At 40.7% G+C, this 19,414-nt stretch carries 16 protein-coding genes, 1 tRNA gene and 1 rRNA gene; 12 read left to right on the top strand and 6 right to left on the bottom strand.

All coding sequences use genetic code 11. The features are described 5' to 3' along the window. Positions 1-2 precede the first annotated feature (2 nt). Both rrf and AC19MX_RS13060 read left to right on the top strand, forming a co-directional pair. Positions 3-118 (top strand): 5S ribosomal RNA (rrf, locus tag AC19MX_RS13065). 103 nt (positions 119-221) lie between these two features. Next, positions 222-298 (top strand) — tRNA-Asp (locus AC19MX_RS13060). Between the two features lie 441 nt (positions 299-739). On the opposite strand, the gene rbsK is transcribed toward AC19MX_RS13060, so the two are convergent. Both rbsK and rihA read right to left on the bottom strand, forming a co-directional pair. Continuing rightward, on the bottom strand, positions 740-1,648 hold the full coding sequence (gene rbsK / locus AC19MX_RS13055; protein WP_498298576.1) for a ribokinase: 909 nt from the start codon (positions 1,646-1,648) through the stop codon (positions 740-742). A gap of 48 nt (positions 1,649-1,696) precedes the next feature. Beyond that, on the bottom strand, positions 1,697-2,629 hold the full coding sequence (gene rihA / locus AC19MX_RS13050) for a pyrimidine-specific ribonucleoside hydrolase RihA (protein ID WP_498298574.1): 933 nt from the start codon (positions 2,627-2,629) through the stop codon (positions 1,697-1,699). A 242-nt stretch (positions 2,630-2,871) separates the two neighbouring features. On the opposite strand from rihA, the gene AC19MX_RS13045 reads away from it, so the two are divergent. After that, positions 2,872-3,123, top strand: a complete 252-nt coding sequence (locus tag AC19MX_RS13045) for a YkgJ family cysteine cluster protein (protein ID WP_432405936.1) — start codon at positions 2,872-2,874, stop codon at positions 3,121-3,123. Between the two features lie 35 nt (positions 3,124-3,158). After that, positions 3,159-3,614: an Rrf2 family transcriptional regulator gene (locus tag AC19MX_RS13040; protein ID WP_160056216.1), complete on the top strand. Its 456-nt coding sequence runs from the start codon at positions 3,159-3,161 to the stop codon at positions 3,612-3,614. Here the strand turns inward: AC19MX_RS13040 and AC19MX_RS13035 are convergent. The 3 genes from AC19MX_RS13035 to gpmM all read right to left on the bottom strand — a co-directional run bounded on the left by AC19MX_RS13035 (position 3,589) and on the right by gpmM (position 7,165). Next, the gene (locus tag AC19MX_RS13035; RefSeq protein ID WP_432405930.1) at positions 3,589-4,347 is read right to left on the bottom strand and encodes a divergent polysaccharide deacetylase family protein; all 759 of its coding nucleotides are present in this window, start codon (positions 4,345-4,347) and stop codon (positions 3,589-3,591) included. The two genes, AC19MX_RS13040 and AC19MX_RS13035, sit on opposite strands and share 26 nt — an antisense overlap. 132 nt (positions 4,348-4,479) lie before the next feature. Then, positions 4,480-5,613: a murein hydrolase activator EnvC family protein gene (locus tag AC19MX_RS13030; protein ID WP_498298571.1), complete on the bottom strand. Its 1,134-nt coding sequence runs from the start codon at positions 5,611-5,613 to the stop codon at positions 4,480-4,482. Between the two features lie 10 nt (positions 5,614-5,623). Further along, positions 5,624-7,165: a 2,3-bisphosphoglycerate-independent phosphoglycerate mutase gene (gene gpmM / locus AC19MX_RS13025; protein WP_432405924.1), complete on the bottom strand. Its 1,542-nt coding sequence runs from the start codon at positions 7,163-7,165 to the stop codon at positions 5,624-5,626. 240 nt (positions 7,166-7,405) lie between these two features. Here gpmM and AC19MX_RS13020 point away from each other — a divergent pair, with 240 nt between their 5' ends. The 7 genes from AC19MX_RS13020 to AC19MX_RS12990 all read left to right on the top strand — a co-directional run bounded on the left by AC19MX_RS13020 (position 7,406) and on the right by AC19MX_RS12990 (position 16,420). Next, a complete protein-coding gene (locus AC19MX_RS13020; protein ID WP_498298569.1) occupies positions 7,406-7,840 on the top strand; it encodes a rhodanese-like domain-containing protein in 435 nt (144 codons plus the stop codon). A gap of 203 nt (positions 7,841-8,043) precedes the next feature. Then, on the top strand, positions 8,044-8,517 hold the full coding sequence (secB, locus tag AC19MX_RS13015; RefSeq protein WP_188958027.1) for a protein-export chaperone SecB: 474 nt from the start codon (positions 8,044-8,046) through the stop codon (positions 8,515-8,517). Positions 8,518-8,520: 3 nt separating this feature from the next. Next, on the top strand, positions 8,521-9,537 hold the full coding sequence (gene gpsA / locus AC19MX_RS13010; protein WP_498298567.1) for an NAD(P)H-dependent glycerol-3-phosphate dehydrogenase: 1,017 nt from the start codon (positions 8,521-8,523) through the stop codon (positions 9,535-9,537). Between the two features lie 125 nt (positions 9,538-9,662). Further along, positions 9,663-10,844: a BaiN/RdsA family NAD(P)/FAD-dependent oxidoreductase gene (locus AC19MX_RS13005; protein ID WP_498298566.1), complete on the top strand. Its 1,182-nt coding sequence runs from the start codon at positions 9,663-9,665 to the stop codon at positions 10,842-10,844. A gap of 635 nt (positions 10,845-11,479) precedes the next feature. Then, on the top strand, positions 11,480-13,516 hold the full coding sequence (locus tag AC19MX_RS13000) for a TonB-dependent receptor plug domain-containing protein (protein WP_498298564.1): 2,037 nt from the start codon (positions 11,480-11,482) through the stop codon (positions 13,514-13,516). Positions 13,517-13,526: 10 nt separating this feature from the next. Then, positions 13,527-14,063 carry a YfiR family protein gene (locus AC19MX_RS12995; protein ID WP_498298562.1) on the top strand — a complete coding sequence of 179 codons (537 nt, stop codon included), beginning with the start codon at positions 13,527-13,529 and terminating at the stop codon, positions 14,061-14,063. Between the two features lie 155 nt (positions 14,064-14,218). After that, the gene (locus tag AC19MX_RS12990; protein WP_498298560.1) at positions 14,219-16,420 is read left to right on the top strand and encodes a two-component system response regulator; all 2,202 of its coding nucleotides are present in this window, start codon (positions 14,219-14,221) and stop codon (positions 16,418-16,420) included. 548 nt (positions 16,421-16,968) lie between these two features. Here the strand turns inward: AC19MX_RS12990 and AC19MX_RS12985 are convergent. Beyond that, on the bottom strand, positions 16,969-18,780 hold the full coding sequence (locus AC19MX_RS12985) for a hypothetical protein (RefSeq protein ID WP_498298559.1): 1,812 nt from the start codon (positions 18,778-18,780) through the stop codon (positions 16,969-16,971). Positions 18,781-18,971: 191 nt separating this feature from the next. On the opposite strand from AC19MX_RS12985, the gene AC19MX_RS12980 reads away from it, so the two are divergent. Beyond that, positions 18,972-19,217, top strand: coding sequence for a hypothetical protein (locus tag AC19MX_RS12980; RefSeq protein WP_498298557.1), 246 nt, complete (start codon positions 18,972-18,974; stop codon positions 19,215-19,217). Positions 19,218-19,414 lie beyond the last annotated feature (197 nt).

Genomic DNA, 19,414 nt, shown 5'->3' with positions numbered 1-19,414 from the left:
TGTCTGGAAACCATAGAGCTGTGGCACCACCTGATCCCATTCCGAACTCAGAAGTGAAACACAGTATCGCCGATGGTAGTGTGGGGTCTCCCCATGCGAGAGTAGGTCATTTCCAGGCGCCTAATTTCTCTGAAAAGAGAGGCTCGAAAGAGCAAGTCTCCTAGTGATGACACACTAGCGACTTAAAAGCATTTAGCATCCTGCGTAAGCAACTTGCTAAAGGAGCGGTAGTTCAGTTGGTTAGAATACCGGCCTGTCACGCCGGGGGTCGCGGGTTCGAGTCCCGTCCGCTCCGCCAATTACATCGAAGCCTCGTCTAACGACGAGGCTTTTTTGTATGTAAAATTTAAAGCGAACACTGAAGTTGGAGCGATAGCTCAGCTAGGACGCAATGTTCACGAGGCTGAAATCCCCGAGATTGATTGGTATTCACCCTATTTATTCGGGTGGTAGAGTTTCTATAAGTTTTAGGCGGCTTGTTAAACTGATGTCGCGGGTTCATTTTTATCACAATCACAATCACAATCACAATCAGTGTCCGCTCCGCTAATGACATCGAAGCCTCGTTTAACGACGAGGCTTTTTTGTATCTGAAATTTAAAACTAATACTGAAGTTGGGGCGGTAGCTCTGTTAGATAAGAATGTTATCGCGATCCCTTAGTCATTCCATCGGCATTGTTTGTAGATTCGCTGTCATGGTCAAGCCGCTATGTCACGCTTACAAAATGGCAGTGATGATTAATTTAATTGATCTCGGTAAGGAATACTGTTTTGGGCGCCATGATGAGTCACTGCAATTGACGATGCTTTATTGGCGAAGATAACCGCATCTATAAGCCTATGCCCCTCATCTAATGCCACCATCAATGCTCCATTAAATGTATCCCCAGCAGCTACCGTATCAACCGCATTGACTATGGGGGCTGGTATGATTTGTCCAGAACCTTGCTCGCTAATATATGCGCCTTTACTGCCAAGGGTAATAATGACCTTGTTAACACCCTGTTTATGAAGATAATTAGCTGCCTTAGCTGCGCTGCTTTGATCAACAACTTTTATCCCAGTCAGTGTGAACGCTTCGGTTTCATTGGGTGTAATGATATCTACTAAGCTCAGTATGTCATCAGACAATTTTGCAGCAGGTGCTGGATTGAGTATTGTTGTGCATTGATGCCTTCTCGCCAACAATAAAGCCTCATGAACACTCTCGATAGACGTTTCTAGTTGGATAAGCATATATTTTGCCTGGATAAATGATGCTTGCTGTTGTTGTATGTGCTGAATTGATAAGTATGCATTTGCACCTGGGACTACCCCGATACTATTTTCACCCAGCTGATTAACAAAAATCATCGCTGTTCCAGTACTTTGACCAGGTATCTGATAGCAACCCGTTAGATTTATTCCATCAGAGGCCCATGCATCGCGCATCGTTTTGGCATTAGCGTCGTCACCTAGAGCAGAGATAAAGCTCACCGTTTGTTGTGAACCACGTAAGCGTGCAGCTGCGACAGCTTGATTTGCTCCCTTACCGCCTAATTCTAAGCGGTATTGTTGACATATTAAGGTTTCACCAGCGTGAGGAAGCTTATCAAATGTCAGAACGTGATCGGCATTAGCACTGCCGACGACTAATAAAGTGCTCATGAATATCCTTTATTGTCATGCAGACAACATCTGCATGACATTGATGGGTTAGTAATCGTTTAGACGCTCAACAATAAAGTCGACAAATCCTTTACGGTCGATATTAAACAATACTTTTGTATTGTGTGGCTTGCCTGTTAATTGATAGCGATCGACCACTGTCATACCTTGAGTATGTTCGCCTTTGGTTTCAACGCCAACCCAACAATCTACAGCGGTAAATAATGACGGATTTAAAAGCCAGGCTATGGTGCATGGATCATGAAGCGGCGCACCGGTAAAGCCCCATTTAGGATCTCGATGATAAATCATAAAGAAGTCGAGTAACTCAGCAACACATTGTGCAATTGGGTTGTTAATGACTCTTATACGCTCGATATCTTCATCCATAATTTGCGCTTCATGAGTAACATCTAAGCCACACATAACGATTGGAATACCCGATTTAAACACCATATCAGCGGCTTCAGGGTCGACAAAAATATTAAATTCAGCAGCGGGTGTCCAATTGCCTACTCCTGCTGCGCCACCCATAAGTACAATACTGTCGATATTATGATGTAGCTCTGGGTGAGCGGATAAAAATAGCGCAATATTAGTCAGTGGACCGGTAGGAACGAGCGTCACCGGTTGTCTGCTGTTTTTGACTTTTTCTGCAATCAGCTCAATTGCTGTTTGGTTGACAGGTGCAAATGCGGGATCGGGTAACTTAGGGCCATCAAGACCACTTTCGCCATGCACATTGTCTGCAATAATCAATTCGCGCGCTAAAGGTTTAGGTGCTCCTGCTGCCACAGGTATATCATGTCTGCCAAGTAAGGTGAGCACACGTAAAGCGTTGTTGAGGGTTTTATCTGGCGTTTGATTACCGGCGCTGGTCGTCACTGCAAGGACGTCTAATTTGTCTGAGCTTAGTGCTAGAATTAATGAGATGGCATCGTCATGGCCTGGGTCGCAATCGAGAATAACTGGACGTTTCATTGGTAATTTCCTTATTTCTGAAGAGAGTCTACTGTACCACTATGATTGTTGTCGGTTTAATGCTTAAAAACTAAAATGTGATCTAATATACGCCGATATAGTGCTCGTGAAAAAGTATCACAGATAACTTGCCTCAGCTTGCCTGTTGTTTCAATTATTGTGTGTCCGAATAATGTAATTAAACATGTCTATATGGCATTGTTTTTAAATAAAATCTGTCGTTATAATCAGTAGGAATAGTTATGAATTGCCGTTTGGGTTGTGGTGCTTGCTGCATTGCACCTTCAATTACCAGCCCCATTCCGGGGATGCCAAATGGTAAACCTGCTGGTGTGCGTTGTATTCAATTGAATGACGACAATCTGTGTATGATTTTCGGTCAACCAGAGCGGCCCGATGTCTGCGGAGCGTTTTCTGCAAGTATTGACGTTTGTGGTACAACAAATGAGCAAGCTTTATGGTTGATCACTGATTTAGAATCTTCGACATGCTAACCTTCGATTATTATTTACTTTGGATAATTTAAATCATGCAATTGACTCGATATACGGACTTTGGTATTCGGATTTTAATGTATCTCGCGGTGCAACCAGAGCGGGAAACCTTGTTTCGAATTGCAGAAGTCACCAGCGTATTTGATTTATCGTCGAACCACGTGGCTAAAATCATTCATCAGTTAGGAAAGTTGGGCTATTTGCAGACTATTCGCGGTAAAAGTGGTGGGTTCAAGCTTGCTAAAACTGCTGATCAGCTCCATTTAGGCCAATTGGTCCGTGATTTAGAGCATTCGCTCGCACCAATTGATTGTGAATCGCCTTATTGCCGTTTTACGCCTATTTGTAAGCTCAAAGGCGTGTTAGGTAAAGCTGTAGCTGCATATCTGGCTGTGCTCGACCAATATACTTTGGCTGATATTGTTGATAATCGGTCTGATATTTTGGCAACGTTACCTGACTTGTCTATTTCAGTGTTGCAGTTGGATTAGCTTGATTTGAGGTGGCAAGGTTAATGTCATCAAATAACTGCGAGGTTTTCACCAACACAATACCATTGGCTTCTAAACGGGCGAGATTAGCACGTAAAAAGCGAATGGTTTCAGGGTAAGGATGTGCAATGGCAACGAGCTTACCTTGCTGCTTTGTTCTTTGGATCATTATCTTAAACTGCTTTTCAAGTCCGCGTGGACTGACATCATTATCTAAAAATACATGCCTTCTTAGTAATGGCACTCCAAGTTGATTCGCCGTATCACTCGCCTTAGTGTATTTAGTCGTCACGCTGTCGACAAAAAACAGTTGCTGTTGCTTGAGGCTTTGCATCACCCATAACATAGGATCGTCCATTTGGGTTAATAAGCTCCCCATATGATTATTAGCCCCTTTGGCAAAAGGAATGCTATTAAATGCGGATTGTAGCTGCTGTTTTATTTGTGCTTCACTCATGTCGTTAGTTAACCCACCTGGACCTAATGCTTTACCGTTTAAGGCCTGCATAGGCAGATGCAACATGATCTCGTGACCTTTTTTGTGACCATCGTTAGCCAGTTTTTGGCCCAAAGGTGTATGAGGTAATACTGATAAGGTAATGTTTTGCGGTAGCGTTAATGCGGCTTCGTCAGTTAACCGATAACCAATATCATCAATGATAATGGCTAACTTAGCAGCGCTTGCAGGGAATATACTGCACAAGCAAAGTAAAATAATGAATTGAATTCGCACGTTAACTTATCTTTTTATGGGTTATGGTTATCTGATTATTCATTCGGTCGATTTATGGTTACAATTCACAGCCTAAAACGGCCAGTTAGTTAGCAGTGCAATTGTTTATTAACATAAGGCATAACGAAAATCTTAGCGGCAGTAATAAGCCGGGTCGACCGCCTTACCCTTATTACGTATTTCAAAGTATAACCCTGGTTCGCTTTGTCCGCCTGAGCTACCAACAAGGGCAATAGAGTCCCCGCTTTTAACCATGTCACCAGGTTGTCTTAACAGTGTTTGTGCATGGCCATATAAGCTCATGTAGCCTTTGCCGTGGTCAATAACTAACACCATACCAAACCCGCGTAACCAATCTGCGTAAATGACTTTACCTGATGCGACAGCATAAATGTTTTGCCCTTCAGGTGCGGCCAATACACTACCTTTCCAAACAATTTGCCCTGAACGACTGCTGCCAAAGCGTTTGCTCATTCGGCCTTTAGTCGGCCATTTTAACTTGCCGCGTTGATTGGCTAAACCGTCCATAGTGGGGTTGGCCTTAGCGGTAACCATGGCTTGCTGAACTATACGTTTTAAACTGGCTTCTTCTATTTGCAATTGTTCTAGTTCAGCACCTTTGCTCGACAAGGTTCGCTGAAGCTGGGTTAGCGTTTGTTTACGCTGCCCTTGTTCTTTCGATAATTGCTGGGCCTGCTTTTTTTGCTCAATTACCAATGCATTGAGTTTTTGTTGTGAAGTGACTTGCTGTTGCTTCACTTTATCTAAATCAATGCTGGTTTGTTTTAGCTGTTTAATCGCTTTAATTCGGGCATTATTTAAAAATTGGTAATAAGCGAGCATGCGCTCAACGGTTGCCGGGTTCTGCTGATTCAACATCATTTTTGTGTAATCATGATTACCCGCAAGATATGCGCTAGATAATTGTTTTGATAAGGTTTCTTGTTGACTACTTTTTACGGTGGCGAGTTCGACTTGTTGTTTGTCTAATTCGCGTAATTTGGTGTTAACGGCGGTCAATGAGGTTTGTGATTGATTAACTTTTTGCGCCGCTTTAGCAATGGCTTGTTCATCGCTTTTTAATAAAGCGATCAGCTTTTCGCGTTGTTTACTGGTATCTTTTAGCGAGTTTTGCTGTTGGTTTATTTGTGCTTGAATAGACTTTAACGCCGATTGACGAGAGGTCAGGTCAGCACTAGTTGCCGTACATGAAAGGATTAGAAAGCCAGCAACAATGCTGGCTTTAATAAATAAACGAGTTATCACGAGTTAATGTTTACTCTTTAAGGTCAATGATACAGCGTCCACTCATTTCTTTCGGGATGCTTTGGCCCATCAAGGTTAACATAGTTGGCGCAATATCGCTCAAACGTCCACCATCTTTTATTACGGCATCACGACCGACATAAACGAACGGCACCAAGTTACTTGTGTGAGCTGTAAATGCTTGTCCGTTAGAAGGATCTTTCATTTTTTCGGCATTACCATGATCGGCAGTAATCAAGCATTCGCCATCAACTTTAGCTAATGCTTCAACAACACGACCAATGCAGGCATCAACCGCCTCACAAGCTTTAACTGCGGCATCAAAGTTACCGCTATGGCCGACCATATCACCATTAGGATAGTTACAAATGATCACATCATATTTTGTCGATTCTATCGCCGCGACCAATTTATCGGTTAATTCAGTCGAGCTCATTTCAGGCTGCAGATCATACGTAGCAACCTTAGGCGACTGAATCAAAATACGATCTTCTCCTTTGAATGGCTCTTCTTTGCCGCCATTGAAAAAGAAAGTCACATGAGCATATTTTTCAGTTTCCGAAATACGCAGCTGGGTTTTACCCAAGTTTTGTAGGGTTTCACCTAAAGTATTCACTAAATCACTTGATGGATAGGCTACCGGAGCGTTAATGTCTGCCGCGTAGTCTGTTAACATCACAAAGTTGATTTTTGGTGTTTTATTACGTTTAAAACCATCAAAATCAGGGTTCACGAAAGTGCGAGTGATTTGGCGAGCACGATCGGCGCGGAAATTCATAAAAATTAACGCATCGTTGTCGTTTAACTCTGCCGCTTGGCCTTGAGCATCAACAATGGCAGATGCAGCAACAAACTCATCATTTTCATCACGCGCATAAGCCGCTTCAAGTGCTTCTGGTGCGCTTGTGTAGCTAAACTTACCTTTGCCTTCAGTAATTAATTCGTAGGCTTGCGACACACGATCCCAACGATTATCACGGTCCATTGCAAAATAACGACCAATAATCGATGCAGTACGGCCATGACCTAATGAGGCAAATAGCTCATCAAAATGAACCAAACTATTTTTAGCGCTACGGGGTGGCGTATCACGGCCATCTAAAAAGGCATGTAAGTAGACTTTTGTTGCACCGCGCTCAACAGCCATACGACACATAGCTTCAATGTGCTCTTCATGGCTGTGTACACCACCGGCAGACAATAGTCCCATGAGGTGCACCGCACCATTTGCAGCAATAGCTTTGTCTACAGCGTCGCAAAGAGCAGCATTTTTTTCAAACTCATGATCGGCAATGGCTTTACTGATACGAGTGAGTTCTTGATACACAATTCGACCAGAGCCAATATTAATATGACCCACTTCAGAGTTGCCCATCTGGCCATCGGGTAATCCAACATCAATTCCAGAACCTGAAATAAGACTGTGAGGGTATTGGGCATTGAGCTTATCTAAGACAGGAGTATTGGCATGAAAAACCGCATTATCTTGCGTATCTTCACTGTAGCCCCAGCCATCAAGGATAAGTAGTGCTAAAGGACGTTTCTTAGTCATTTGCAAGTACCTTTTAAGTTAAAAATGGAAGTGTTATAAAATTTCAATTGTATGAATATTACTACTTATCGATAGCGTGCAAAAGCCATATAGGTTTGAAGATATAACTAAAGCATTCATTAAAGTGGCGCCGGTCACGAATAAACACGTTATTTAGGCGTTTCACTAATGAAAACTAACAAGCAAAACGATATACTCGGTGGCATCTCATCTTAGTCATCGTCAGAGAAATCAGTAATTATGCAAGAGTACATGGAATTTTTTAAAGCTAATCCAATGTTAAGTTTAGCGTGGGTCGGTTTGTTTGTGGCGCTAGTAGTGAGTGTCATTAAATCTGGTACATCAAAAGTGAAAAACGTCAGTCATCAAGAGCTAACCATCATGGTTAACAAGCAAGATGCCAAAGTTGTTGATGTACGCGGTAAAGAAGAATTTAAGAAAGGCCACATTGTTGATGCACTAAACGTGACCTTGTCTGAAATTAAAAATAATCAAGTATCAAACCTTGAAAAGTACAAAACTAGCCCCATTATAATAGTATGTAACTCAGGTATGACATCGTCACAAGCAGCTCAACTCCTTATTAAACAAGGTTTTGAAAACGTGTTAAACCTTAAAGGTGGCATGGGCGAATGGCAGGGTGCAAATTTACCCGTAGTTAAAAGCAAGCGTTAATACGCCGCTTAATATATGCAGTGTTAACAAATTGGGAATGCGCTAGCACTGCTTATAAACAAGGTTTTGTTGAAAGCTTTTCAGCAAAATCAACTTTACGGGACAGCACTAACGATAAGTCAATCGATTGATTATTAGTTGCGAAAGCCCAACACAATTAGCTTCACAGAAAAGCTAAATAACACATATATAGGTAGGACATTATGGCTGAAGTCGCAAACAACGAAGCACAAGCACCACAATTTAACATTCAGCGTATTTATACAAAGGATTTGTCTTTTGAAACGCCAAACAGCCCAGCTGTATTCCAGAAAGAATGGAACCCAGAAGTAAAATTAGACTTAGACACTCGCAGCAACAAATTGTCTGATGACACATTCGAAGTGATTTTATCGCTTACTGTTACCGCAAAAAATGGCGACGAAACAGCATTCCTATGTGAAGTACAGCAAGCGGGTATCTTCTCTATCTCTGGTTTAACAGAGCCGCAACTTGCTCATTCTTTAGGTGCATACTGCCCTAACGTGTTGTTCCCATACGCACGTGAATTAGTAGGTAACTTAGTTGGCCGTGGTACATTCCCACAACTAAACCTAGCGCCAGTTAACTTTGACGCACTATTTGCTCAGTATGTTCAACAGCGTCAAGCTGCTGCAACTGAAGAAGCAACAGCATAATTTATGAGTAACACTGCCGAAATTACGGTATTAGGGGCGGGGTCTTATGGCACCGCCCTTGCTATTTCTTTGGCAAGCAACGGCCATAAGACTTTGCTTTGGGGTCACGATCCTAAAAGCATGCAAGTATTAGCAGACAGCCGCAGCAATGAACGGTTTTTGCCTGGCATTCAGTTTCCTGATTGTTTAGCAATCGAACCTGACTTAGGTAAAGCCTTAGCCGCTAGCAAGAATATTTTGGTTGTTGTACCAAGCCATGTATTTGGTGATGTGCTTAAACAAGCTAAGCCATTATTGCGCGAAGATGCACGTATTGTATGGGCTACTAAGGGTTTAGAGCCTGAAACTGGCCGTTTATTACAAGACGTTGCTCGTGAGCAGTTAGGAGAACAGTATCCATTAGCGGTATTGTCAGGCCCAACGTTTGCGAAAGAACTCGCCGCAGGCTTACCTACTGCCATTTCGGTTGCAGGTACTTGCCCTCAGTTCACCCACGACTTAGTTGAACTACTCCACAGCCCAAAACGTTTACGTGTTTATGCTAACGACGACTTTACTGGTATCCAGTTAGGCGGCGCGGTTAAAAACGTTATTGCCATTGGTGCTGGTATGTCAGACGGTATTGGCTTTGGTGCTAATGCACGTACTGCATTAATTACCCGTGGATTAGTTGAGCTGACTCGTTTAGGTGAAGCGCTTGGCGCCGATGCATCTACCTTTATGGGGATGGCAGGTTTAGGTGACTTAGTGCTGACATGTACCGACAATCAGTCGCGCAATCGCCGCTTTGGTTTGGCGCTAGGCCAAGGTAAAGATGTGATGACCGCACAAGATGAAATTGGTCAAGTCGTTGAAGGTTACCGTAACACCAAAGAAGTGTTTACTTTAGCCAAACGCCTAGGGGTAGAAATGCCCATCACTGAGCAAATCTATCAAGTGCTATACCAAGGTAAAGCGCCAGTAGAAGCAGCAAAAGAGTTACTTAGCCGAGACAAAAAATCTGAAACACTCAAAAAATAGTGCAACAGAGCAGCTAAGTTAACCGTGAGTAGATATCAAAAAGGATGCTAAAATAGCGTCCTTTTTTGCATTTTAAAGTGCAACTCTTAATACAAATAACCAATTTGAACAGTGTGGAGTCAAACGTGAAACATCATGACGTAATCATTATCGGTGCAGGCGCAGCAGGGTTAATGTGTGCTGCAACTGCGGGCTATCGAGGTCGTGATGTGTTGGTGCTCGACAATGCCAAACAAGCTGGTCGTAAAATTTTGATTAGTGGCGGTGGCCGCTGTAATTTCACTAATCAAAAAGTTGAGCCACATCAGTTTATTTGCGGCAACCCGCATTTTGTAAAATCGGCTCTAGCGCGTTATCGCTCAAGTGATTTTATTGAGTTGGTTGAACGCCATGGTATTGAATATCACGAGCGCGATCACGGTCAGTTATTTTGCAACGATTCAGCCAAAGACATCGTCACCATGTTGATGACCGAGTGCGAATGGGCAGGGGTTAAGGTAAAGTTGCGCACAGAAATGCTCTCGGTAAGTAAAACGGAGAGTGGCTTCAGCTTAAGTACCTCAAATGGTGACTTTAGTTGCACATCGCTAGTAATCGCCACTGGTGGATTATCGATGCCGAAATTAGGGGCTACGCCATACGGGTATAAACTTGCCGAACAATTTGGCTTAAAAGTATTACCTACCAGCGCTGGCTTAGTGCCTTTTACTTGGCATGCAGATCAAAAAATCCGGTTTGAGCCATTGTCAGGCATTGCTGTGCCAACCACTATCACGGCACAAGATGGCACCCAGTTTAGTGAAGCCTTATTGTTTACTCATCGCGGCTTGTCAGGCCCTGCGGTGTTACAAATTTCAAATTACTGGCATCCCGGTGAAGCGATTTCAATCAATTTACTACCCGGTGAAAATGCATTAGATAAAATTGAATTTGCGCTTAAACATCATCCAAAACAAAGCCTACGCAATACCCTAAGTCAGTGGTTGCCAAAACGCTTGGTTGAAGCCCTATTTGAAGAGTCTCAACTGGATAAAGCCCTCAATCAATTAGGACACGGCGAACGTGAAAAATTGGCTGATGAACTCAATAACTGGTCAATAGTGATGAACGGCACCGAAGGTTATCGCACCGCAGAAGTAACATTAGGTGGTGTAGATACCAATGAACTGTCATCTAAAACCATGCAAGTAAACAAGGTCTCTGGATTATACTTTATTGGTGAAGTCATGGACGTAAGTGGTTGGTTAGGTGGCTTTAATTTTCAGTGGGCTTGGAGTTCTGGTGTTGCTGCTGGGCTGGCGGTTTAGTTGAAATGATGAAATTAAAACGAAGACAATTGGAATTAAACGAAGACAATCTTTTTGTTGAAACCACTTAAAAATAATCTATCAAATTGATTATTAAGATTAAAAGATTGTCTTCGTTTTTTTTACATGGTTTATGTAACCGTGAAATTGTAATGAAGACTATGTACTCGGCAACACGTGTGACGCCATGGGTGTTTATTCACGTTTGATGGAATTAAACAAACACTTTCTTTTAGAATTAAACCACTAAATTGTATTTGGTTATTTAAAAAGAGTGTCCAAACATGAGTGATTACGTACCACAACAATAAATACAGTGATATTTCACCGTCAATAGTAATCAAGTGATCTTCAATGAAGTCATTTACTACCGCATTAAGCCTACGTATCAATCACGAAAAATGCCGAGCTTGATGGTGCTGACATTCATGCTTGAGATCTTAAAAATGAGCATAAGTTTACAAACGGATCGATTTGTTGGTTCCTTTAATGTTGAATTGCCCAAAAATAGTACATAATGTTACCCTACAGCATACTTTTTTTAGCTTTATCGCGAAGATTCATAGTGTAATTTTTGATGCTTTAATCATTAGATTGACACACCTGCTATTAGAACAGTGAAGGAATTGTTGAAAATGTTAAAGTTAAAAGTTACTTCTTATGCTGCATTATTGGGCCTGTTCACAAGCTCTACAGTCATCGCTGCCGAGCCGACCTCTTTCGATCTAAGTCTACAAGAATTACTGAATGTTGAAGTCACCTCGGTATCTAAACAAAAGCAGCCTTTATCTAACTCACCTGCTGCAATCTATGTCATATCGAGCGAAAATATTCGTCATTCTGGGGCAACCTCAATCCCGCAAGCTCTTCGCGATGTGCCCGGACTTCATGTCGCCCAGATTGACTCGCAAAAGTGGGCTATCAGTAGTCGTGGGTTTAACGGCCGCTACAACAACAAGTTATTAGTGTTGATGGATGGTAGAACCCTTTATTCACCCGTATTTTCAGGCGTCTATTGGGAAGTGCAAGATACACTGATGGCCGATATTGAACGTATTGAAGTGATACGGGGTCCTAGTGCTGCTATGTGGGGGGCTAATGCTGTAAATGGTGTTATTAATATTATCACCAAACACAGTGCGGACACCTCTGGCGGTTATGCAGAACTAGGTGCCGGTGATTATGAGCAAGGATTTGCAGGTTTTCGTTATGGTTCCAAATTATCCGATAACGCTACATCAAGAGTGTATGTAAAAGGTCATAGTAAAGACTCACTTGAGCATGATCAGCAGGATCTCGGGGATTATCTTGTGGGTCCTTCTACAAGTGTTGATAAAGATAACGACTGGACGCACCTGCAAGTTGGGGGCCGCGTTGATATAGAGCTTGAGACCGGCACAAGCCTAATGTTGAGCAGTGATTGGTATCGCACTCAAATGCAGCAGACATCCTATTATCCAACATTGGTTGGTCCATCATATATTGAATATAATAATGATGAAGTAAACAGCGATGGCTTTAATCTGTTATCAAAGTTCACTAAAGCGCTATCGCCAACCTCTCAATATAGTCTGCAAACTTACTACGATTATGCAAAAAGAGATGATGATTGGTATGGTTTTAGTAGTGAAACCCTTGATGTTGATTTCCAGCATCAACTGCTTGTAGGGCAAAACCATAACATTGTCTGGGGGCTAGGTTACCGCTTCATAAATGACGATTTTGACAAAAGTACGATTATTGTAAGCAGTAAGTCAGCATCAACTCGAACTCATTTGTGGAGCACATTTGTTCGTGATGAGATGACGTTGATAGATGATGAATTGTGGCTTACTTTAGCAACACGAGTTGAACACTTTGACTACACAGGTTTAGAAATCCAACCCAATATACGATTAATGTGGCAGTTGAATAAAAAAAATAATTTGTGGGCCTCTGTATCTCGTGCAATAAGAACACCATCTAGGGTCGAAAATAATCTCTCAGTTAACGCACAAAATATACCGCCTTCGGATGAGTCTCCATTGGTCAGTATATGGGTGGCTGGTAACGAAGATTATCAATCTGAAGAAATCATTTCCTATGAATTGGGTTACCGTGTTACGCCTGCAAAAAAATGGTCATTTGACTCAACAGTATTTTATAACGATTATAGTCAACTCCGCAGTGCTCTCACCAGCACAACAGATTTCAGCACTTTTCCTAATTATATTTCGCAATACTTAACATTTGGTAATGATCTCAAAGGACATAATTATGGCTTCGAGTTCTCTTCTATGTGGGCTGCAACCGATGCTATCCAATTCAAACTGAACTATAGCTTTATTCAAAATGAATTTGGTGAAAATCAAAGTCAAAACACTGATGCGCCAGAGCATATGTTGTCGACAATGATGGACTGGAGCATTACTGATGATATCGATCTTAATCTAGTGTGGCGATATATGGGTGACGCTTATGTCATCAATACCAATGACCTTAGTACTAAGACCATTGATAGCTACCATGGTGTAGATATTGGGTTGCACTGGGCTGTAACTCCTGATGTCTTGTTATCGGCGTTCGGAAAGAATTTACTTCATCCTGCTCACCTTGAGTATGAAGGCGAGAACTATCAATTCCCTTATCGAGTCGGGCCTAGTTATTACGTTAAAGCAAGTTTAACTTTTTAAGCTGGCAATTATGAAAAAAGTCAGTTTAAGTAGGAAGTTATTGTATTCATTATGGATGATGGGCTTTTCTCTGCTTCCGGGTACCGCTATTGCGCAAGATGCGTTCGAGTTAAAGGCCGCACTAACTTATAACTTTGCTAAGTTTACTCAGTGGCCTGAATCACGACTCAATGAAATGTCTGCATGGAAAATCTGTTACTTCGGTAATCAATATCATGACAGCTTTACGGGGCTTGCTAATAAAACATTGGCCAATCAGTCAGTCACGGTTATTCAGTTATCCGATATCAGTAAAGTCGAACAGTGTGATGTGGTATTTATTGATGCTAAGTCTAGAGAATTAACACATCGCTTATTATTAGCGGTAGAAAATAAAGCGATTTTAACGGTTTCGGATATCTCGGGGTTTGAGATGCAGGGCGGGATGATTGAAATTGTCGAACAAGATAAGCGCTTATATTTTAAGGTTAATATGCAGATCTTAGAACAATCAGGATTAAAAGTCAGCTCACAAGTCTTAAAATTAGCACTCGAGGTTAAACGATGATGAAACATTATTTTACGAGTAACATCATTATTTATCAGCTCATTTAAGCCATCTAAATCCCCTCAAAAACGTTACAATTTGAGTAACAGCCTCGAAAATAGCTAACCTGTAGACTTAATTGATGAGAGCGTAGAGTGATGAATGATTAATGATGAATGATGCCAATATTTATGCCCATGCTCTCAAAAGTGAACATAAATTCAGAAATGGATCAATCTGGGGATTCTTTTGATGTTGAATTACCTAAAGTTAGAGAGGCTTGTCTAATGTCGTTAAATACACTTCAAGATGTGGTATTAATCGTTGATGATGATCCTGTCATTAGACTGCTAATGCGCCGGGCACTGAGTCAGTCCGTGGGTAATATTATTGAAGCATGCAGTGGAGAGGAAGCCATAGAGCAGTTTTCCAAACATTTGCCAGATCTAATACTACTCGATGTATCGATGGATATGATGAATGGTTTTGAATGCTGCTCTGTCATTCGTTCATTACCCGGAGGGGATAATGTCGCCATTATAATGATTACCGCCTTAGATCAGCCTCAAGATATTAAAAAAGCCTTCGATGTTGGTGCTACAGACTTTATGACGAAACCCGTTCAGTGGCCGCTGCTTAGCCATCGAATCCACTATGTTCTTAAAGCCAATAAGACGATAAAGGAATTAACCAAGAGTAAAAACAAGCTTGCCAAAGCACAGAGTATTGCTCACTTAGGCTCATGGGAATGGGATTTTAAATCCGATGCATTAGACTGTTCTGATGAAGTTTATCGTATGGTTGGTTTGAAGCCTCAAGAAGTAAAAATTACGCTGCCTTATTTGCTCGAAGTTGTTCATCCTGATGATCGGTCCTTTTTAAAGACAACTGTCATGGGTGCCTTAAAGGCCAAAAAACCATATGATATAGAGTATCGTATTTTACATAGTAGTGGCGAAGTCATTACTCTGCATGACAGAACAGATATCACTTATCATTTTGGTGAACCGCTAATTAATGGCACCTTGCATGATATTTCGAGCCGCAAAAAATCAGAGCAAGAAATCGCTTATTATGCCTTTTACGATACGTTAACGGATCTGCCCAATAGACGTAAGTTTCTTATGCAATTGGACTTCGCTATTGCTTTAGCAAAGCGGCAAACAACCCAATTATCATTACTGTTTATCGATTTAGATCACTTCAAAAGAATAAATGATAGTTTGGGGCATCAAGCTGGCGATCAATTATTATGTGAAGCGGCCAAACGTATTAAAGATTCTGTACGTATATCGGATCAAATCAGTGTGGGAACTAGGCTTGATTATGAAAATGATCATCTTGCGCGTTTGGGCGGTGACGAATTCACGCTACTTTTATGTCAATTAGACCAGCTTGAAAACGTTGCTAATATTGCTCAGCGAATTCTTGATTCACTCTCCAAGCCCTTCTTTATTCAAGGGCAGCAGACTTTTATTTCCGCAAGCATAGGCATCTCCTTTTATCCAGATGACGGCGCTACTGGCGATGTATTATTGCAACATGCAGATACAGCCATGTATCAAGTCAAAAATAGCGGAAAAAATAGTTACCAACTGTTCTCACATGAAATGCACAAAGCATTAATGGATCGACTTCAACTTGAAGCCGAACTCCGAGAAGCCGTTATCTTAGGTAATCAGCTATTACTTTATTATCAGCCACAAGTTAATTCAATTGATGGGGAAATTGTTGGATACGAAGCATTATTACGTTGGAATCATCCCACAAGAGGCTTATTAGCTCCGATAGATTTTCTCGCGATTGCTGAAAGTAGCGGCTTGATTATTCCTATAGGGGAATGGGCTTTGCTTGAAGCTTGTAATAAAGCGAAGCAGATACATATTGCAGATACAAATTTTCAACGCATGGCTGTCAATCTATCTGCATTGCAATTCAACCATGCAAATATTTTAGACCACGTTAAAAGTGCGCTAACTGAAACCGGTTTACCACCAAGCCTACTAGAGCTAGAAATTACAGAATCGGCAATCATCAGTAACGTCGATGAGGCGATTGCTTTGTTATTTATGTTAAAAAAACTCGGTGTGAAATTAGCTATTGATGATTTTGGAACTGGCTACTCTTCATTAAACTACTTAAAGAGTTTCCCCATTGATACATTAAAAATTGATAAGTCGTTTGTAGACGGGATTGTGAGTAATCAAAAAGATGCCGCTATCGCTCGCACAATCGTGCAGTTAGCACTTAATTTAGAGCTCAGTACGATAGCTGAAGGTGTCGAGTACATAGAGCAGCAAGAGTTACTTAAGGCTATGGGATGTACTAATTTACAAGGTTATTTGTATAGTAAACCCTTGCCACCGGAAATGGTTTAATTGTTATGTGACGGGATAAATTTTAATGTTACATACCTCAACTTTATTAGTGAGTTGGTTGATGTAAATCGATGATCCATTGCGTCATCTAGCGAATGTGACACTCGTATTGACTTTAAATCGCCAATTGAAAAAGCTTTCATTTTTATAACCCAAATAGTATGAAATGGCTTTGATGGTTATGGTGGTAGACATCAGTAACGTCTTTGCTATGTCGATCCTTATTTTTGAATGGGATGTGTGTTGCCAACACAAAGCGACGCTCTAAGTTTCGTTTATTAAAGCCAAATTTTTTAGCCACTTAACTAATGTTCATTGCCTTATTGATTTTATGTTAGCTTGACCTAGATGGACTGTTCATAATGGTTACGGTGTGATCACCTTCGATAATCGCGGCATTGGTGGCTCACTTCGTAAAGATGAAATTGCAACGAAGACTATTTGAATTAAACGAAGACAATCTTTTTGTTGAAATTGCTTTATAATAATCTATATGATTGATTTTTAAGCTTAAAAGATTGTCTTCGCTCTATATTGTATTAAGCGCGTTATCGTTTGCGTCTTTGGATCAAAAGTGCTGTATTGCTTCTAAGTAACAGCAATACAAAGAGAAACACTAAGACGTTAACTCCTATACTGCCACCACTTGAACCACCTTCAGAACCATTACCATTAACTTCAACCTCTAGTGGAAACTTAAGTATTCCACCTTGGCCATCATTGACCGTAACGCCTATGGAGTATTTTCCTGTTTTAGCCGAAATGATTTGTAATCCCCCATAATCATCCACAATTGAGTTCGGTGGAAGGTTGGTAAATGTGTAGATTAAAGGGCTATCGTAATCAGGGTCCCAAACTAAATCTTGCATGGCAATTTCATAAGAACCACCTGCTTTTAAGTACTCCTTGTTCAGTGGGCTTATTAACTCTGGTGCATCATTTATATTTTTAAAATGGATAAAAAAACTGGTGAGAAGTTTTGTGCCTGAAAATACTTCAACCCTGGACCTATCGATCATTTCATAGTTACCACCACTGGATGGAACGAATAGATCCTTTTTCCCTGGCTTACCTGTTATTTTTTCGCCGTCAAACGTTAATGGTGCTGGCAGCCCTTTTATCGTCAATTGACTTGGGTTGGTATAATAGTTTTTGAGGTTGATCTCATTGTATTGATCTTGTGTCCACTCAAAACTATTTAGAGAGTCTAATTGTGTGATAGGTAATGTGTTAGCAAGTTGAAAAGACTGAATAATTTTAGCCGACTGAGCTATGCTTAGCCCATATTCCTCCTCAATAAGAATGCATTCACTCATCGCAAGTAAATTTCGGGTTTGATTTGTATAATGTAACGATAATTTTTCTTTACTGTAAATAATCGCTCTACATGTAGGCCCTAACCCATAGTCTGTATCTGCTACAAATTGTACAGGTAAATTTATATCCTCAACCCCACGTCCTGGAGTGAAGCCTGAGTCTGACCATTGATCATTTTCATAAATGTAATGTTTGTCAGGATACAAATTAGTATTACCGGAGTAGATAAATAATTCTGATTTAGTACTGAGTGCAGTAATCCCTTTCAATCTAACATTACTTGGTAAACTAATATCATTTAGTAAAAAAATATTGCCGAATTCATCGAAGCGGAATATGTATGCCTTAGCTATGCCTGTGTTGCTATCAGATATTTCAAACAGAAATTGATTAAAACCAGCTAGGAAATAAGTTCGGTAAAAAGCTGATGTTGTGAAATTTGATAAGTCAGGTAATTCACCTTGAACATCTTGGCAAGTGATGTCTGTAACATTCACGGTGCAGTGTGTCGCGATGATGGCATTTTGAGAATATATCAAGCTAAATATAGTGTTTTCAGATGATTGAGTAACATTGATATACCCCCCCATACCAGGGAAAAGCTCTACTTCTTTGACCAGTTTAAACCCATCATTTAAATCAATACTTGAAAGATAATTACTGGAGTCGAGGTTGTCTTGATTACTGATAATTAATTTATCGTCAATCTTTGCGACAATCTTGAAGTTAATGTATTCATTATCCGCGAAATCGAGTACGACTTTTTGATTGAATTCAAGTAAATGCGATGTTGGCTCATATTGCCAAATATAAAGTGTCTGTACAGTGATATCTGAGTCGAGATTATTGCCAATTAAATAAAGCGTATTTGTTGATTTATCAAAGTGATATGTTCTTACGCTGTCAGGGTATAGCTCTTGTTGTTCTTCCCTGTAATCAAGCGTTTGCAAGATGTTAAAGGCATCTTCTGCGGCACTCGAAAAACACATTAAGCCCATGCTGGCTAGGATGAACCCGCGACAAAAAACCACAAACTTATTCATTGAAAATCCGTTATCCAATTTAGTTAGCCGTAATCTATCCGACATTTATAAATGTTTCAAGTATGTTAACCAGCCCGAATGGATCATTATTTTAACGCTAAAATGATCTATTCGTTTTTGATTGAATTTAGGCATTAATAAAAGGGGGAGGCGGCAAGAGCTAACATCAATATTACACGTGATTTAAAACCATGCTGGTGGGTTATTTTTATGTGTTTGTTGAATACTTTGCGTCTAAAGTGGTTTTAGGCATTGGTTCGTATAGCTACCAGTATGTCACCCGTGATACCCATGGCTCAGCAGTTAAGGCCGCCAGTGTGGTTAAAAACGGTGAGCGGGTCGCGATATTTAAAGATCCTAAAACAGATACTAAGAAAAAATCAGCTAAAGGCTTACTTAAAATCGAGCGCGTTGATGGTGAGTTTAGTGTTGTTTGATGATGTTACAGAGATTGAAGAGGATCAAGGTTTACTTGAGACTGTTTTTGAAAATGGCATATTAGTGAAAGAAACGTCACTTGAACAAATACGACAAGTGATCAACGACCAAATTTAATAATAATATCCAATATTAAGCCTATTCATTATCCTGAATAGGCTTTTTTATTGCCTCAACCTTGTATATGTAAATATTC

Source organism: Shewanella sp. MF05956 (genome assembly GCF_059758055.1).
Note: the sequence above shows the minus strand (reverse complement) of the source record. Positions and strands in the feature narration are given on the sequence as shown.

What these genes read in the sequence shown, in the direction of transcription:
- rbsK (WP_498298576.1), bottom strand. Translation starts at nt 1,648, where the DNA reads ATGAGCACTTTATTAGTCGTCGGCAGTGCTAATGCCGATCACGTTCTG.
- rihA (WP_498298574.1), bottom strand. Translation starts at nt 2,629, where the DNA reads ATGAAACGTCCAGTTATTCTCGATTGCGACCCAGGCCATGACGATGCC.
- AC19MX_RS13045 (WP_432405936.1), top strand. Translation starts at nt 2,872, where the DNA reads ATGAATTGCCGTTTGGGTTGTGGTGCTTGCTGCATTGCACCTTCAATT.
- AC19MX_RS13040 (WP_160056216.1), top strand. Translation starts at nt 3,159, where the DNA reads ATGCAATTGACTCGATATACGGACTTTGGTATTCGGATTTTAATGTAT.
- gpmM (WP_432405924.1), bottom strand. Translation starts at nt 7,165, where the DNA reads ATGACTAAGAAACGTCCTTTAGCACTACTTATCCTTGATGGCTGGGGC.
- AC19MX_RS13020 (WP_498298569.1), top strand. Translation starts at nt 7,406, where the DNA reads ATGCAAGAGTACATGGAATTTTTTAAAGCTAATCCAATGTTAAGTTTA.
- secB (WP_188958027.1), top strand. Translation starts at nt 8,044, where the DNA reads ATGGCTGAAGTCGCAAACAACGAAGCACAAGCACCACAATTTAACATT.
- gpsA (WP_498298567.1), top strand. Translation starts at nt 8,521, where the DNA reads ATGAGTAACACTGCCGAAATTACGGTATTAGGGGCGGGGTCTTATGGC.
- AC19MX_RS13000 (WP_498298564.1), top strand. Translation starts at nt 11,480, where the DNA reads ATGTTAAAGTTAAAAGTTACTTCTTATGCTGCATTATTGGGCCTGTTC.
- AC19MX_RS12995 (WP_498298562.1), top strand. Translation starts at nt 13,527, where the DNA reads ATGAAAAAAGTCAGTTTAAGTAGGAAGTTATTGTATTCATTATGGATG.
- AC19MX_RS12990 (WP_498298560.1), top strand. Translation starts at nt 14,219, where the DNA reads ATGATGCCAATATTTATGCCCATGCTCTCAAAAGTGAACATAAATTCA.
- AC19MX_RS12985 (WP_498298559.1), bottom strand. Translation starts at nt 18,780, where the DNA reads ATGAATAAGTTTGTGGTTTTTTGTCGCGGGTTCATCCTAGCCAGCATG.
- AC19MX_RS12980 (WP_498298557.1), top strand. Translation starts at nt 18,972, where the DNA reads ATGCTGGTGGGTTATTTTTATGTGTTTGTTGAATACTTTGCGTCTAAA.